Source organism: Leifsonia sp. L25 (assembly GCF_050632895.1).
In genome coordinates this window covers 96576-112498 of record NZ_JBODRZ010000006.1, presented here as the reverse complement: position 1 = coordinate 112498, position 15923 = coordinate 96576, and the positions used below count along the sequence as shown (strand labels likewise).

General features: G+C 69.0%; 13 protein-coding genes and 3 pseudogenes. 8 read left to right on the top strand and 8 right to left on the bottom strand.

Going from position 1 to position 15923, the window contains the following annotated elements; genetic code table 11:
- The first annotated feature begins 164 nt into the window (after window positions 1-164).
- The 5 genes and pseudogenes from ctaE (at window position 165) to ACRAWC_RS27080 (ending at window position 5322) form a co-directional block, all read left to right on the top strand.
- Complete coding sequence (gene ctaE, locus ACRAWC_RS27100; protein ID WP_431350243.1) at window positions 165-809, top strand: aa3-type cytochrome oxidase subunit III; 645 nt, start codon at window positions 165-167, stop codon at window positions 807-809.
- A 24-nt stretch (window positions 810-833) separates the two neighbouring features.
- Window positions 834-1688, top strand: a complete 855-nt coding sequence (gene qcrC / locus ACRAWC_RS27095; RefSeq protein WP_431350242.1) for a cytochrome bc1 complex diheme cytochrome c subunit — start codon at window positions 834-836, stop codon at window positions 1686-1688.
- A 44-nt stretch (window positions 1689-1732) separates the two neighbouring features.
- Window positions 1733-2806 carry a cytochrome bc1 complex Rieske iron-sulfur subunit gene (gene qcrA, locus ACRAWC_RS27090; RefSeq protein WP_431350241.1) on the top strand — a complete coding sequence of 358 codons (1074 nt, stop codon included), beginning with the start codon at window positions 1733-1735 and terminating at the stop codon, window positions 2804-2806.
- Window positions 2803-4421, top strand: a pseudogene (gene qcrB, locus ACRAWC_RS27085) (cytochrome bc1 complex cytochrome b subunit). Before qcrA ends, qcrB begins: the two are co-directional and overlap by 4 nt.
- A gap of 88 nt (window positions 4422-4509) precedes the next feature.
- Complete coding sequence (locus tag ACRAWC_RS27080; RefSeq protein WP_431350240.1) at window positions 4510-5322, top strand: methyltransferase domain-containing protein; 813 nt, start codon at window positions 4510-4512, stop codon at window positions 5320-5322.
- 223 nt (window positions 5323-5545) lie between these two features.
- Here the strand turns inward: ACRAWC_RS27080 and ACRAWC_RS27075 are convergent, their stop codons facing one another.
- From ACRAWC_RS27075 to ACRAWC_RS27055, 5 genes and pseudogenes are all read right to left on the bottom strand, one after another.
- Complete coding sequence (locus ACRAWC_RS27075; protein ID WP_431350239.1) at window positions 5546-5968, bottom strand: cytochrome c oxidase subunit 4; 423 nt, start codon at window positions 5966-5968, stop codon at window positions 5546-5548.
- Window positions 5969-5971: 3 nt separating this feature from the next.
- Window positions 5972-7720, bottom strand: coding sequence for an aa3-type cytochrome oxidase subunit I (gene ctaD / locus ACRAWC_RS27070; RefSeq protein ID WP_431350238.1), 1749 nt, complete (start codon window positions 7718-7720; stop codon window positions 5972-5974).
- Window positions 7717-8634 (bottom strand): aa3-type cytochrome oxidase subunit II, encoded by a 918-nt coding sequence (ctaC, locus tag ACRAWC_RS27065; protein ID WP_431350237.1) that lies wholly within the window; start codon window positions 8632-8634, stop codon window positions 7717-7719. The genes ctaD and ctaC overlap by 4 nt, the downstream gene beginning before the upstream one ends.
- A gap of 144 nt (window positions 8635-8778) precedes the next feature.
- Window positions 8779-9135 carry an iron-sulfur cluster insertion protein ErpA gene (gene erpA, locus ACRAWC_RS27060; protein WP_185277112.1) on the bottom strand — a complete coding sequence of 119 codons (357 nt, stop codon included), beginning with the start codon at window positions 9133-9135 and terminating at the stop codon, window positions 8779-8781.
- Window positions 9136-9211: 76 nt separating this feature from the next.
- A pseudogene (locus tag ACRAWC_RS27055) lies at window positions 9212-10662 on the bottom strand (dipeptidase).
- Between the two features lie 41 nt (window positions 10663-10703).
- Between ACRAWC_RS27055 and ACRAWC_RS27050 the strand changes: the two are divergent.
- Entirely contained in the window at window positions 10704-11297 is a 594-nt protein-coding gene (locus tag ACRAWC_RS27050; protein WP_431350236.1) for a DUF3043 domain-containing protein, read from the top strand.
- A gap of 1 nt (window position 11298) precedes the next feature.
- Window positions 11299-12216, top strand: a complete 918-nt coding sequence (locus tag ACRAWC_RS27045) for an RNase H family protein (RefSeq protein ID WP_431350235.1) — start codon at window positions 11299-11301, stop codon at window positions 12214-12216.
- Here the strand turns inward: ACRAWC_RS27045 and ACRAWC_RS27040 are convergent.
- The 3 genes and pseudogenes from ACRAWC_RS27040 to hisD all read right to left on the bottom strand — a co-directional run bounded on the left by ACRAWC_RS27040 (window position 12184) and on the right by hisD (window position 15274).
- Window positions 12184-13225: pseudogene (locus ACRAWC_RS27040) on the bottom strand (quinone-dependent dihydroorotate dehydrogenase). The gene ACRAWC_RS27045 and the pseudogene ACRAWC_RS27040 overlap by 33 nt on opposite strands.
- 37 nt (window positions 13226-13262) lie before the next feature.
- Entirely contained in the window at window positions 13263-13736 is a 474-nt protein-coding gene (nrdR, locus tag ACRAWC_RS27035; RefSeq protein WP_431350234.1) for a transcriptional regulator NrdR, read from the bottom strand.
- A 233-nt stretch (window positions 13737-13969) separates the two neighbouring features.
- Window positions 13970-15274: a histidinol dehydrogenase gene (gene hisD / locus ACRAWC_RS27030; protein WP_431350233.1), complete on the bottom strand. Its 1305-nt coding sequence runs from the start codon at window positions 15272-15274 to the stop codon at window positions 13970-13972.
- A 91-nt stretch (window positions 15275-15365) separates the two neighbouring features.
- Here hisD and ACRAWC_RS27025 point away from each other — a divergent pair, with 91 nt between their 5' ends.
- The gene (locus ACRAWC_RS27025) at window positions 15366-15860 is read left to right on the top strand and encodes a flavin reductase family protein (protein WP_431350232.1); all 495 of its coding nucleotides are present in this window, start codon (window positions 15366-15368) and stop codon (window positions 15858-15860) included.
- Window positions 15861-15923 lie beyond the last annotated feature (63 nt).

The window sequence follows — 15923 nt, the reverse complement described above, 5'->3', positions numbered from 1 at the left end:
AGCACGGACGACCAGGACTGCTTTTCCGTCATACTGCGATCCTATGGGGAGGCGACACGCCACGGGGAGCCGCCCGTTTGTACCAGGTGTACGGGGGTCGTTTCCTGAATCGGAGCAGATTCCTGCCATTCAGGTGAGAAAACCACGGCTTCTTTTCAGCCATAATGGGATTTGTGACGAGCACCTCCATTTCCCCTGCAACGAGTGCGCCGGCGATCAACCGGCCCAATGTCGTGGCCGTCGGCACGATCGTCTGGCTCGGCTCCGAGGTGATGTTCTTCGCGGGCCTGTTCGCGATCTACTTCACGCTCAAGTCGACGTCGCCGGACCTGTGGGCCGCGGAGACGCAGCACCTGAACATCCCCTATGCGGCCGTGAACACCACGATCCTCGTGCTGAGCTCCATCACCTGCCAGATGGGCGTCTTCGCCGCGGAGCGGCTCCAGCCGCGCCACTCGGCCGGGCTGCTGAAGTTCTGGAAGTGGGGCATGGTGGAGTGGTTCGCCCTCTCCTACATCATGGGCGCCATCTTCGTCTCCGGCCAGGTGCTCGAGTACGCCACGCTCGTCTCCGAGGGCATCTCGCTCAACGCCAACGCCTACGGCTCCGCCTTCTATCTGACGACCGGCTTCCACGCCCTGCACGTCACCGGCGGCCTCATCGCCTTCCTCCTCGTCATCGGCCGCGCCTTCGCGGTCAAGACCTTCGGCCACAAAGAGGCCACGAGCGCCATCGTCGTGTCGTACTACTGGCACTTCGTCGACGTCGTGTGGATCGGACTGTTCGCGGTCATCTACATCATCCGATAGATCAACAGGAGCTGACCTCACCTCATGCGTCCCCGCGTCCCCGGCACCCAGAAGTCCCGCGCAGCAGCGCCCTCGCGTAATGCGAAGGCCGCGCGCAAGACCGGTCGCCGCCACCCGCTCGCCACCGTCGCGCTGCTCGCCATCGGCCTCGGCCTGACCGGCGGAGCCTACGCCGCGTTCACCACCACCACGGCCTCCGCCGAGACCCCGCAGGTCCAGACCGCCAGCAAGTCCTCGGTCTCGCAGGGCGAGAAGCTGTTCCAGGCCAACTGCGCCACCTGCCACGGCATGGACGCCCAGGGCACGGTCAACGCACCGTCGCTCATCGGCGTCGGCGCCGCCGCGGTCGACTTCCAGGTCGGCACCGGCCGCATGCCCATGCAGATGCAGGGCCCGCAGGCCGAGCAGAAGCCGGTCCAGTTCTCGAACGAAGAGGTCGCGGCCCTGGCCGACTACGTGGCCTCGCTGGCTCCCGGGCCGTCCATCCCCGAGCAGAAGTTCCTCGCAGGCAAGGGCGACGCCGCCAACGGCGCCCAGCTCTTCCGGATCAACTGCGCGATGTGCCACAACGTCGCCGGCGCCGGTGGAGCCCTCACCGAGGGCAAGTACGCCCCGCCGCTCACCGGCGTGAGCGCCAAGCACATCTACGAGGCCATGATCACCGGCCCGCAGAACATGCCGGTCTTCAACGATCTGAACATCTCGCCCCAGGGCAAGGCCGACATCATCACGTACCTCAAGTACATCCAGAACAACCCGTCCCCGGGCGGCATCGAGCTCGGCTCGCTCGGCCCGGTGGCCGAGGGACTCTTCCTCTGGATCTTCGGTCTGGGCGCCATCGTGGCCCTGACCGTGTGGATCACGGCGAAGTCCAACTGACCGTTCTGTCGTACTTGTAGAAGCACAGCGTAAGAAGGAGAACAATGGCACAGGACGAGAACGGCGGTCACGAGCTGACGCCAGCCAGTTCGTCGGCCGTCGACGTGCACCGGACCGGCGACCCCGGAACGGCGGTGATCATCCGCGACGCCGTGGAGAACCCCGGCTTCCCGCCGCACCGGCCCCGGGTGACCGACCTCGACCCCCGCAAGGAGCGGCGCGCCGAGCGCACCGTCTACACGCTGTTCTACCTGTCGATCGCAGGCTCGGTCTGGGCGGTCGCCGCCTACATGGCGTTCCCGATCAACGCCAGCGACCCGGGCTCGGTCCGCCTGAACAACCTGTTCATCGGCATCGGCATCACGCTGGCCCTCCTCGCGATCGGCATCGGCGCGGTGCACTGGGGCAAGGCCCTCATGCACGAGAAGGAGGGCGTCGACCTCCGGCACCCCGTGCGCGGCTCCGAGCAGACCACCGAGCGCGCCGCGGAGATCTTCCGCCAGGCCGACGAGGAGTCCGGCTTCAACCGCCGGGTCCTGATCCGCAACAGCCTCATCGGCGCGCTGATCGCCTTCCCGCTGCCCGGCATCATCCTCTTCCGCGGTCTCGCGCCGCAGGGCGTCGACCCGGCCGAGCTGCTGTCGCAGACGATGTGGGCCAAGGGCATCCGTCTGACCCGCGACCCGTCCGGCACGCCGATCAAGGCCTCCGACGTCACGCTCGGCAGCGCCTTCCACGTCATCCCCGAGGGCCTCAACGACGCCCCCGACATGCTGGAGCAGAAGGCCAAGGCGGCCGTCCTGCTCATGCGCCTCAAGCCCGAGGACCTGCACGTGTCCAAGGGCCGCGAGAACTGGAACTACGACGGCATCGTCGCCTACTCCAAGATCTGCACGCACGTCGGGTGCCCCGTGGCACTCTACGAGCAGCAGACCCACCACCTGCTGTGCCCGTGCCACCAGTCGCAGTTCGACATCACGCACGAAGCGCAGGTCATCTTCGGACCGGCGAAGCGGCCTCTGCCGCAGCTGCCGATCACCGTTGACGCCGAAGGCTATCTGGTCGCCCGCAGCGACTTCCACGAGCCCGTCGGCCCGAGTTTCTGGGAGCGTCATTGAGCACGTCGACCGCCGCAGCCCCTGCGGCACCCACCACGGCCAAGAGCGGCGGCTTCACCGCTGCCGCCGCCAACTACATCGAGGACCGCACCAGCATCTCGGGCGCGGTCAAGGAGTTCGGTCGCAAGATCTTCCCCGACCACTGGTCCTTCCTGCTCGGTGAGGTCGCCCTCTACAGCTTCATCGTCATCCTGCTGACCGGAACGTTCCTGACGTTCTTCTTCCAGGCGTCGATGGCCGAGGTCGTCTACAACGGCTCCTATGTGCCGCTCAAGGGCATCCACATGTCCGCGGCGATGGAGTCCACCCTCAACATCTCGTTCGAGGTGCGCGGCGGCCTGCTCGTGCGCCAGATCCACCACTGGGCGGCGCTGCTGTTCGTGGCCGCGATCGGCCTGCACATGCTCCGCATCTTCTTCACGGGCGCGTTCCGCAAGCCGCGCGAGCTGAACTGGGTGATCGGCTTCACGCTGTTCATCCTGGCGATGGCCGAGGGCTTCACGGGCTACTCGCTCCCGGACGACCTGCTCTCGGGCAACGGCCTCCGGATCATCGACGGCCTGGTCAAGGGCCTCCCCGTCGTCGGCACCTGGATCTCGTTCCTGCTCTTCGGCGGCGAGTTCCCGGGCACCGCGATCGTCGGACGCCTCTACACGCTGCACATCCTGCTGCTGCCCGCACTGGTGGTCGCGTTCATCGCGCTCCACCTGGTGTTCGTGGTCGTCCACAAGCACACGCAGTACGCGGCTCCCGGACGCACGCAGGGCAACGTCGTCGGCTACCCGGTCCTGCCGGTGTACGCGGCGAAGGCCGGCGGGTTCTTCTTCATCGTGTTCGGTGTCATCGCGGCCATGGCGTCGTTCTTCACCATCAACCCGATCTGGAACTACGGCCCGTACGACCCCTCCCCGTGTCCGCCGGCACCCAGCCGGACTGGTACATCGGCTTCGCGGACGGCGCGCTGCGTCTGGTCCCGCCGGGCTGGGAGTTCGTCTGGCTCAACCGCACGTGGTCGTTCAACATCATCGTCCCCGTCGCCATCCTCGGCCTCTTCATCGTGACCGTGATGATCTACCCCTTCATCGAGGCGTGGGTCACCGGCGACAAGCGCGAGCACCACATCCTGGACCGTCCGCGCAACGCGGCCACCCGTACGGCCATCGGCGCGGCAGGCACGACCTTCTACGCGGTGTTCTGGGCTGCGGCCTCGTCGGACATCATCGCGACGCACTTCAAGCTCACGATGGAGGGCGTCATCCACACCCTCCAGGCGCTGCTGTTCGTCGGCCCGGTCGTCGCGTACTTCCTCACCAAGCGCATCTGCATCGCGCTGGCGAAGAAGGACCGCACCATCGCACTGCACGGCTACGAGACCGGCCGCATCGTGAAGCTCCCCGGTGGCGAGTTCATCGAGGTGCACGAGCAGCTCAGCGACTACGAGCGCTGGCGTCTGGTCAGCTTCGAGACGTACGAGCCGCTGATGGTGCGCCCGAACAAGCGCGGCAAGATCACTGCCGGCACCCGCATGCGCGCGAGCCTGTCCCGCTGGTTCTTCGAGGACCGGCTGGTCCCCCCGACCCGCGGCGAACTCGAGTCGGGCCACGGCCACCACTGATCCGCTGTGAAGGCGCCGGTGCAGTTTTGCACCGGCGCTTTCGCGTATCCCCGACCCTTCCCATCACCGACCGTTCGCGGAGGCTGCCATGACCGACCTGGACCGTCTGGCCTCGTGGCTGCGCTGCCCCGTCTGCGGGCGAGACCTGGCGCCCGTCGACCGTCTCGCGCTGGGCTGCGCCGACGGGCATCGGCACGACGTGAACAAGCGCGGTTACGTGTCCCTCCTCGGCGGCGGGAGCAGGTTCGTCGGCGACACGGCCGAGATGCTGGACGCGCGCGACACGGTGCTGGAGGGCGGAGCGTACGCTCCCATCGCGACAGCCCTCGCGTCAGCAGTTGCCCTGCCGCCGGGCGCGCGAGTCCTCGACGCCGGCGCCGGCACGGGCCACTACCTTCGCGCCGTGCTCGCCGCCTCCCCTGGCACAGTCGGCCTGGCGATGGACCTCTCCCCCACCGCCGTCGCCCGAGCCGTGCGCTCCTCCCCGGACATCGACGGGCTGGTGGCGGACACCTGGCGTCCGCTCCCCGTGCGCTCGCACAGCGTGGACGCCGTGCTGGACGTGTTCGCGCCCCGTAATCTTGCCGAGTTCCACCGCGTCCTCCAGCCGGGCGGTACCCTCGCGGTCGTGGTACCCCGTGCCGACCACCTGGCCTCCCTGCGGGAGACCGGCGGCATGCTCGACATCCCTACCGACAAGGCCGAGGACGTCATCGCCGCCGCAGACGCTTTGTACGCCCCGCTGGCGCGCGAACACATCGACTACGCTCTGACACTCGACGACGCCCTCCGACGCGCCCTGGCGGCCATGGGCCCCTCCGCCCGCCACGCCGATGCCGCCCCCGCCGAGGCCGCGACGACGACAGTCTCCGTCGACCTCCTCACCTTCACGCCCCGCTGACCGCGCGCCCCGCACGTGCGCAGGTCACGGGCTGCGGCGCGAACGGGGTCGCAACACACTGCAGACCGAAGCGCAGGCGCAGCGCAGGGGGTCGCAACACGCCGCTATTGCGGCGCGGTAGCGGCGTGTTGCGACCCCCTTCGGGACACGGCGGTGCCGCGGCGAGCATGCAGCGAGGGCCGCCTCCCTGTGGGAGACGGCCCTCGTGCGGTTCGCTGGCGGCTCAGCGCGCGAAGTAGCCGCGGTAGTACTCGTAGACCCAGCCGACGATGCAGACGATGCTGAAGGCCACGCCGATGAAGCAGATCCAGAAGCCGACCGCGAGGCCCAGCATGACCAGCGCAGCGCCTGTCGCGAGGGCCACCGGCCACCAGCTCCACGGGGAGAAGTGGCCGAGCTCGGGGTCGCCGTCGTCGATGTTCGCGTCGAGACGGTCCTCCGGCAGCTCGCCGCCCTGGGCGGCGTGCGAGCGACCCACGTAGAACGCGATGAACGCGGCCAGGATGGCGCTCAGCGTGAGCGCCACCGTGCCGACCCACTCGACCTTCAGGTGCATCGGGTCGAGCAGGCTCCACAGCGTGTAGACGATCGCCGAGAGGATGAAGAAGACTGACAGGATCCAGAAGAGGACGGAATTGGCTCTCATGGGTTACTTCACCTTGTTGTTGGAGAGATCGAGCACGGGAGCGTCCGGGGCGTCCTTGCCGCCGCCGACGCCGATCGGGATGCCGGCCTCGGGGTGGTTGAGGTCGAACGCCGGCGACTCGGAGCGGATGCGCGGGATGGACGTGAAGTTGTGCCGCGGCGGCGGGCAGGAGGTCGCCCACTCGAGCGAGCGCCCGTAGCCCCACGGGTCGTTGACCGTGACCTTCGGGGCGTTGCGCGCCGTCAGGTAGACGTTGACGAAGAACGGGATCATCGAGATCGCGAGGATGCCGGCGCCGATCGACGAGACCTGGTTCATCCAGGTGAAGCCGTCCGACGGCAGATAGGTCGCGTACCGGCGAGGCATGCCCACCACGCCCAGCCAGTGCTGGATGAGGAACGTCGTGTGGAACCCGATGAACAGCAGCCAGAAGTGCCACTTGCCGAGACGGTCGTTGAGCATCTTGCCCGTCCACTTCGGCCACCAGAAGTAGAAGCCGGCGAACATGGCGAACACGACCGTGCCGAACACGACGTAGTGGAAGTGCGCCACCACGAAGTAGGTGTCGGACACGTGGAAGTCCAGCGGGGGCGACGCGAGGATGACGCCGGTCAGACCACCGAAGGTGAAGGTGATCAGGAAGCCGATCGACCACAGCATCGGGGACTCGAAGGTCAGCGAGCCGCGCCGCATCGTGCCGATCCAGTTGAAGATCTTCACGCCGGTCGGAACAGCGATGAGCATCGTCATCAGCGAGAACCAGGGCAGCAGCACCGAGCCGGTCACGTACATGTGGTGCGCCCACACGGTGACGGACAGGGCCGCGATCGAGATCGTCGCGTAGATGAGGGTCTTGTACCCGAAGATCGGCTTGCGGCTGAACACCGGGAAGATCTCGGAGACGATGCCGAAGAACGGCAGCGCGATGATGTACACCTCGGGATGGCCGAAGAACCAGAACAGGTGCTGCCAGAGCAGTGCACCGCCGTTCGCGGCGTCGTAGATGTGCGCGTCGAACACGCGGTCGGCCGCGAGGGCGAACAGCGCGGCGGCGAGCACCGGGAAGGCCATGAGCACGAGGATCGAGGTGACCATCGCGTTCCAGGTGAAGATCGGCATGCGGAACATGGTCATGCCCGGCGCGCGCATCGTGATGATGGTCGTGATGAAGTTGACCGCACCGAGGATGGTGCCGAAGCCGGACAGGCCGAGGCCCAGGACCCAGAGGTTGCCGCCGATCCCCGGCGAGAAGGTCGTGCTCGACAGCGGCGCGTACGCGAACCAGCCGAACGACGCCGCACCCTGCGGGGTGAGGAAGCCGGCGACCGCGATCAGCGAGCCGAACGAGTAGAACCAGTACGCCAGCGCGTTCAGACGCGGGAACGCCACGTCCGGGGCGCCGATCTGCAGCGGCATGAGGACGTTCACGAAGCCGGCGAAGAGCGGCGTCGCGAACATCAGCAGCATGATCGTGCCGTGCATCGTGAAGAGCTGGTTGTACTGCTCCTTGGTCTGCACCACCTCCAGACCCGGCTCGAAGAGCTGGGCGCGGATGATGAGGGCCATCACGCCGCCGATGAGGAAGTAGATGAACGACGAGATCAGGTACATGTACCCGATCGTCTTGTGGTCCGTCGACGTGATGTAGTTCACGAGGATGTTGCCCTTGCGCTCAACGCCGTTGGCGGTGAGGAGGGTGGGCTTCGGAGCGGCCGCGGTGGTCGCTCCGGGCGCCGGTGCTGTCGTCGTCATGCGTCTGTCCTACTCGTTGCCGAAATCACTGGTTGCCCGTCGGGGCGCCCGTGCCGGGCAGGTTGTTGTTGCGGTCGTACTGGAGACCCGAGCTGCCCCTTGAAGCCCTTGTCGCGCAGCGACTGGATGTGAGCGTCGTACTCGCTCTGCGACACGATCTTCACATTGAAGAGCATCGCGGAGTGGTACTCGCCGCAGAGCTCGGCGCACTTGCCGAGGAAGGTGCCGGTGCGGCCCGTGGTCGAGAAGTACATGTAGTTGGTCTTGCCCGGGATGACGTCCTTCTTGTAGAGGAAGGCCGGGACCCAGAAGGAGTGGATCACGTCGCGCGAGTCGAGCTGGACCGTGATCTTCTTGTTCTCGGGGAGGTAGAGCGTGGGGATCTGGCTCTCCTGGACAGAGCCGGGCGTCGCGTTCGAGTCGGTCGGCTGAGCCTGGATGCCCGGGTCGTACACGTTGTCGGTGACGTAGTTGAAGTCCCACGCCCACTGCTTGGCGTACACCTGGATCTTGAGGTCGGGGTGCGCGTAGGGCTGCTCGATGGCGTTCTGGTCGCGCGCCGTGAAGGCGAAGAAGCCGAGGACCAGGATCAGCGGCACGATCGTGTAGAAGATCTCGATCGGCATGTTGTAGCGGAGCTGCACCGGCAGGCCGGTCTGTCCCTTGCGGCGGCGGTACACGACGACCGCCCAGAGGATGAGACCCCAGACGATGATGCCGACGATGAGCAGGACGATCCAGCTCGTCACCCAGAGACCGCTGATGCGGTCGGTGTGGTTGGTGACGGGCTGCTGGCCCTCGACGAAGCCCGGCAGGAATCCGTGGAGCTGGGCCTGCGTGCAACCCGCGAGGACGATGGCAAGTGTCGCTGCGATCGGGATTGCAACCCATCGGAAACGGCGATTGTGACGCACCGGTGACCTTTCGAGAGACTCGGGGACAGTTCACATGCAACTGTATGTGGCGTTCTCTACCCTACTCCGCCGGACACCCGGTTTCGAACACAAAGGGCCGCCCACAAGGGGCGGCCCAGAGCTGTTTTTTGTGTTATAGAACGCTCAGTGGAACGAGTCTCCACAGGCGCAGGAGCCCGTCGCGTTGGGGTTGTCGATCGTGAATCCCTGCTTCTGGATGGTGTCCTCGAAGTCGATCGTGGCGCCGTCCAGGTAGGGCACGCTCATCTTGTCGACGATGACCTCCACCCCGTCGAAGTCGACGGTCGCGTCCCCGTCGAGCATGCGCTCGTCGAAGTACAGCTGGTAGATCAGCCCCGAGCAGCCGCCGGGCTGGACGGCGACGCGCAGACGCAGGTCGTCACGGCCCTCCTGCTCGAGCAGGCTCTTGACCTTGCCCGCTGCGGTGTCGGTCAGGCCGACGCCGTGGGCCTTGGTCGCGGTCAGCGCTGTGTCGGTCATGAGACTCCTCACACGTGGTTCAGGATTCGGATTGCGAAAGCTGGGTCGATTGTACGTCCCATTTCCGCGAGATCGCTCAGTTCCGGGCATCCAGGCGCGCGAGCAGCAGCGCCTCGGCGAGAATCGCCCTCTTGAACACCCCGAGGTGGAGCGACTCGTTCGGGCTGTGGGCACGGGTGTCCGGGTCCTCCACACCGGTGACCAGGATCTGCGCCTCGGGGAACTCGCGCACGAGGTCGGCGATGAACGGGATGGACCCTCCGACGCCGGTCTCCACCGCGTCTTTGCCCCAGGCGTCGGTCATGGCGCGCTTGGCCTCGGTGGCCGCCCAGCCGGCGGTGTCGACCAGGAAGGCATCCCCGGTGTCGACGTCGCTGATCTCGACGTGCGCTCCGAACGGCGCGTGCGCGCGCAGGTGGCGCTCGAGAGCCTCGTACGCCTCCGCTGCGGGCTGGCCGGGGGCGATCCGGGCGCTCAGCCGCACGGCCACGCTCGGCAGGAGGGTGTTGGAGGCGTCCACGACGCTGGGCGCGTCGATGCCGGTGACGGTGACGGTGGGCTGCGACCACATCCGGGACAGGATCGGTCCGGTGCCGATCGGGGTGACGCCCGGCAGCAGGGCGGCCTCCTCGCGGAACTGCTCCTCGCTGACCGCGGGCGGCTCGGCCGCGTCGTCGTGCGAGCGCAGGCCCTCCACCGCGACGGAGCCGTTCTCGTCGTGCAGCGTCGCGAGCAGCGCGACGAGCGCGAGCATCGCGTCGGGGGCCGCGCCGCCGTACATTCCGGAGTGCGACGCGTGCTCCAGCGTCGATACCGTGAGCTTGAAGGTCACGTTGCCGCGCAGCGACACCGTCAGCGCCGGCGTGTCGATGTCGACGTTGTCGGAGTCGGCCACCACGATGACGTCGGCCGCAAGCGCGGACGTGTTCTGCTCGAGGAAGTTCGCGAACGAGCGGGACCCGAACTCCTCTTCGCCCTCGATGAAGACGGCGATGCCGAGGTCGAAGTCGGGGCCGAGGGCCTCGACGAGCGCGCGGACGCTCGCCACGTGCGCCATCACGCCGGCCTTGTCGTCGGCGGCGCCGCGGCCGTAGAGCCGGTCGCCGCGCACGGTCGGCTCGAAGGGCGGCGTGTCCCAGTTCTCGGCGTCGCCCTGAGGCTGCACATCGTGGTGCGCGTAGAGGAGGACGGTCGGCCGGCCGTTCTTGGCGGCCCGCGTGGCGAGCACCGCCGGCTGCCCCAGGTTCTCCCCGCGCCGGTCGACGGCCCGGAGATCGGCGCCCGCTTGATCTCGACGCTCTCGAACGCGCCGGTGTCGCGCAGCAGCTCCGCCACGGCCTCCGCGCTCTCCCGGACGTTCGCCGGGTCGTAGGCGGTCCACGAGACCGAGGGGATGCGCACGAGGCGCGAGAGCTCGGCGATGGTCGACGGGAGGCCGGTCTCGACGGAGGAGCGGATCCGCTCCTCCACCTCCGGCCGGTCCCCGGCTGCGGATCGGCCGGAAGGAGTCTGCTGGGTGTCTGTCATGCGGGTAATCTTAAACGGACCCCAGAACGAAGGCTCAAGCTTTGGCGAAACGACAGAACCCGGCGGCCGAGGCGCAGGCGCCCGCAACCGAGACCCCCGAACAGACCGCTGCACGGCTGCAGGGCAAGGGCGCCCCGACGCCCACCCGCCGCGAGCAGGAGGCCGCGCGCAAGCGGCCGCTGGTGCCGACCGACCGCAAGGAGGCGGCCAAGGCGGCACGTGCGCACCAGGCCGAGGCCCGCGAGAAGGCGCGCGTCGGCATGGCCGCGGGCGACGAGCGCTACCTCACCCAGCGCGACCGCGGGCCGCAGCGCCGGTACGTGCGCGACTACGTGGACGCCCGGTTCAGCATCGGGGAGTTCCTCATCCCGGTCATGCTGCTGGTGATCGTGCTCAGCTTCCTGCCGTGGGCCTTCATGCAGGTCTGGGGCCTGGTGGCCCTGTGGGCGTTCTTCCTGATCGCCGTCATCGACGGCATCGTCCTCGGCCTGCTGGTGACCAGGAAGGTCGCCGCCAAGTTCGGCAAGACGAAGGTGGAGCGCGGGCTCAAGTGGTACGCCGCCATGCGGGCCTTCCAGCTGCGCGTCATGCGCCTGCCGAAGCCGCAGGTCAAGCGCGGCCAGTACCCGGCCTGACGTGACGATCGTCGCAGCGGCGGACGGCTCCGCCCTCGGTAATCCCGGCCCTGCCGGCTGGTCCTGGTACGTCGACGACGAGCACTGGTCGGCCGGCGGCTGGCCGCACGGCACGAACAACATGGGCGAGCTCATGGCGGTCATCGACCTCCTGGAGTCGACCGCGCACGTGGACGACGACCTGCGCATCCTGTGCGACAGCCAGTACGTGATCAACTCGGTCACCAAGTGGATGCCGGGCTGGAAGCGCAAGGGCTGGCGCAAGTCGGACGGCGCCCCCGTGCTCAACCGCGAGCTGCTGGAGCGGCTCGACCGGGCGCTGCACGGCCGGACGTACACATTCGAGTGGGTCAAGGGCCACGCGGGCCACGAGCTGAACGAGGCGGCGGACAAACGGGCCCGCGCGGCGGCCACGGCCTACCGGGACGGCGAACCGATCCCGATCGGGCCCGGCTGGCCGGGTGCGGCGGTGCATGAGCCGGCGCCCGCACTGGCTGTGGCCGAGGTGGCGGCCGCCGCACCTGCCGCCCCCGCGGCGGTCGAGTTCGACCTCTTCGACGAGCTGCTCACCGCGTCCGAGACCGACGAGGATGTCGTGACGCGGCTCGAGCGCGAGCTCGTGGAGCCGGCCGTGCGTGCGGACTCCGCCCGCGTCGCCGCCCTGCTGCATCCCGACTTCGAGGAGATCGGCCGCTCCGGCCGGCTGTGGGGCCGCGACGCGATCCTGGAGGCTCTGGCCGAGGAGGACGCCCCCGCCGCCGAGCTCGCGGTGCTGGGTACGGAGCGGATCGGCGCGGACGCCATCCTGCTCACGGCGCGCACGGTGGACGACCGCGGCGCCAGCCTGCGCAGCTCGCTGTGGCTGCGCGTGGGAGGCCGCTGGCGCCTACGCTTCCACCAGGGCACGCCGGAGGCGTAGCAGACCGCGGTTGATCTGCCGCGCCCACAGCGGGCCGCGGTAGAGGAACGCGGTGTAGCCCTGAACGAGCGTGGCGCCCGCATCCAGTCGCCGCTGGACGTCCTCCGCAGTCTCGACACCGCCGACGGAGATCACGCACAGCTCGGCGGGGACGTGCGCGCGAATCAGGCGCAGCACCTCCAGCGAGCGCGCGGCGAGAGGGCTCCGGACAGTCCCCCTGCGCCGGCGGCCTCCACCACGGCCGGGTCGGTCACGAGTCCGTCGCGGGAGATCGTGGTGTTCGTGGCGATGATCCCGGCGAGGCCCAGCTCGACGGCGAGGCCCGCGATCTTCTCGACCTGCTCGTCGGTGAGGTCCGGCGCGATCTTGACCAGCAACGGGGTCTCCCCGCGACCTGCTTGACGGCGGTGAGCAGCGGGGCGAGCAGCTCCAGCTCCTGGAGACCGCGGAGCCCTGGCGTGTTCGGCGAGCTCACGTTGACGACCAGGTAGTCGGCGACGGGCGCGAGCGCGCGGGCGCTGGTCAGGTAGTCCTGGGTCGCGTCCTCGACGGCGACCACCCGGCTCTTGCCGATGTTCACCCCGAGCACGGGCCGGTGCCGCGCGCGGCGGACCTTCAGAAGGCGGTTGGCGGCCTCTCCCGCTCCGTGGTTGTTGAAGCCCATGCGGTTGATCACGGCGCGGTCCGGGATGAGCCGGAAGAGCCGGGGCCGGTCGTTGCCGGGCTGCGGGAGGGCGGTGATGGTACCCACCTCGACATGCCCGAAGCCGAGGTCGCCGAGACCCACGACCGCTTCGCCGTCCTTGTCGAAGCCGGCGGCGACGCCGAACGGGGACGCGAACCGCAGGCCGAGGGCCTCCACTGCGAGGGACCGGTCCGGCGCGGTGAACCGGCGGACGAGACCGCCGAGGCCGAGCGCTGGAAGGGCCCGGATCACCAGGAAGGCGAGATGGTGCGCGCGCTCCGGGTCGAGCTTCGACAGGACGAGGGAGAAGAGTGTGCGATACATGCCGGTACGAGAATACCGCGTCGCGCCGGCCCGATTGTCAGCCCTGGACGGCGGCCGGCTCGCCGTGGTGCTCGACGCGGAGCTGCTGGATGGCCTCTTCGAAGTCCTCCAGCGAGTCGAACGCCTGGTAGACGCTCGCGAAGCGCAGGTAGGCGACCTCGTCCAGCTCGCGGAGCTCGGGGAGGATGGCGAGGCCGATGTCGTTCGCTTCGATCTGGGACGCTCCGGTCGAGCGGATGGTCTCCTCCACCTTCTGCGCGAACACCGCGAGGTCGGAGTCGGTCACCGGCCGGCCCTGGCAGGCCTTGCGGACGCCGAGCACGATCTTCTCGCGGCTGAACGGCTCCACGACGCCGCTGCGCTTGATCACGCTGAGGCTCGCGGTCTCCGTCGTGGAGAAGCGGCGGCCGCACTCCGGGCACTGCCTGCGCCGCCGGATCGAGAGCCCGTCGTCGCTCGTGCGGGAGTCGATGACGCGGGAGTCCGGGTGGCGGCAGAAGGGGCAGAACATGAGGGAATTCTACCGCGCGGTGGAGCTAGGAGCAGCGCGGAGCGATGCTGCGACCCCAGCGCCGCGCGGTGGAGCTAGGGGCAGCGCGGAGCGATGCTGCGACCCCAGCGCCGCGCGGTGGAGCCAGGGGCAGCGCGGAGCGATGCTGCGACCCCAGCGCCGAGGGAGCCTGCGACCGAGGACCGAGCCTGCGACCGAGGACCGAGCCTGCGACCGAGGTTAAGAGCCTGACCTCACTCGAAGCGGATCGTTACCGCTTCGCCGTGCGCGGGCAGGTCCTCCGCCGACGACAGCGCGACGATCCGGTCGGCGACGGTCCGCAGCGCGTCGCGGTCGTAGCGGATGACCTGCTGCGGCCGGAGGAACGAGTACGCACCGAGTCCGGGCGAGAACCGGGCCTGGCCACCGGTCGGGAGGACGTGGTTGGAGCCCGCGAGGTAGTCGCCGAGGCTCACCGGCGCGCTCGGGCCGACGAAGATCGCGCCCGCGTTCTGGATCTGCGCGAGCAGCGCGTCCGGGTCGGCGGTCTGCAGTTCGAGGTGCTCCGGGCCGTAGGCGTTGCTGAACGCGGCGGCGGCCGCGAGGTCGTCCACGAGTACGAGCGCCGACTGCGGGCCGCCGAGCGCGGTGCGCACACGCTCGGCGTGCTTGGTGGCGCCGGCGAGGGACTCCAGCTCGGCCGCGACCCGCTCGGCGAACGCCGGGCTGTCGGTGACGAGCAGCGAGGCCGCGGCCTCGTCGTGCTCGGCCTGGCTGATCAGGTCGGCGGCGACGAAGCGCGCGTCTGCGGTGTCGTCGGCGATCACGAGGATCTCGGTGGTGCCGGCCTCCGAGTCGATGCCCGCCTGGCCGCGCACGACGCGCTTGGCGGCGGCGACGTAGATGTTGCCGGGGCCGGTGATGACCTGCACGGGGTCGAGGCCGATCTCCTCCACGCCCCAGGCGAGTGCGCCGATCGCGCCGGCGCCGCCCATCGCGTAGACCTCGTCGATGCCGAGCAGTCCCGCCGCGCCGAGGATGACCGGGTGAACGGCGCCGCCGAACGCGCGCTGCGGCGGACTCGCGAGAGCGACGGAGGCGACGCCGGCGACCTGCGCGGGGACGGCGTTCATCACGACGCTCGATGGGTACACGGCCTTGCCGCCGGGGACGTACAGCCCGGCACGCTCCACCGGCTGCCAGCGCTGCACGATGGTCGCACCGGGCCCGATCCGGGTCTCGGCGGGCGGCGGGACCTGCGCGGCCGTCGCCTCGCGGACGCGGACGATCGCCTCCTCCAGGGCCGCACGGACGTCGGCGGGCAGCGCGGCGACGGCGGCGGCGATCTCTGACGCCGGAACGCGCACCGAGGCGGGCGCGCCGCCGTCGAACTTCTCGGCCTGCTCGGCGAGAGCCGCCGCTCCCCTGGCCCGGACGTCGTCGATCAGCTCGGTCGCGACATGCACCGCGACCTGGATGTCCACGACGGGACGGGGCACGAGGCGCTCGAAAGCGGCCCGGGTAGGCTGGACTCCGCGGAGATCGATGGTCTGCATCATGACCGCTCAAGCCTATCCGCACCGCCCGCTCCGCTCAGCCCCGAACGCTGGCGCGGAATTCCTCACCCCGAACGGCGCTTGATAACCGCATATGACTGACGCGACTCCCGACCTCTCCGCCTTCCGGCAGGCGTTCCGCCGGCACGCCGCCGGTGTGGCGATCGTCACCGCACAGACCGCAGACGGCACGCCGGTCGGGTTCACCGCCACCTCGCTCGCCTCGCTCTCCGCCGTCCCGCCGCTCGCGACGTTCAACATGGCGCTCTCCGCGTCGAGCTGGCCGGCGATCGCGGACACCGATCGGGTGATCATCCACATGCTCGGCGTGCGGAACAAGGGCGTGGCCGAAATCCTCTCGGACGACAACACCCGGCGCTTCCTCGGCGACCACTGGCGCCGCGGACCCCACGGCCTCCCGGTCATCAACGACGTCACGGCGTGGATGGTCGGCCGCATCGTCGACCGCTTCCCGGTGCACAACAGCGCCGTGGTGGTCGTCCAGATCGAGGAGGGCGAGCTCGGCGCCCCCGACGAGCCGCTGCTCTACCACGAGCGCCGCTACCACCGCCCCAGCGAACTCGACTGACGGCAGCCATCGCTTCCTCACTTTCTCCCGCCAATCACCGCGTGTCGGCGGGAGAAAGTGAGG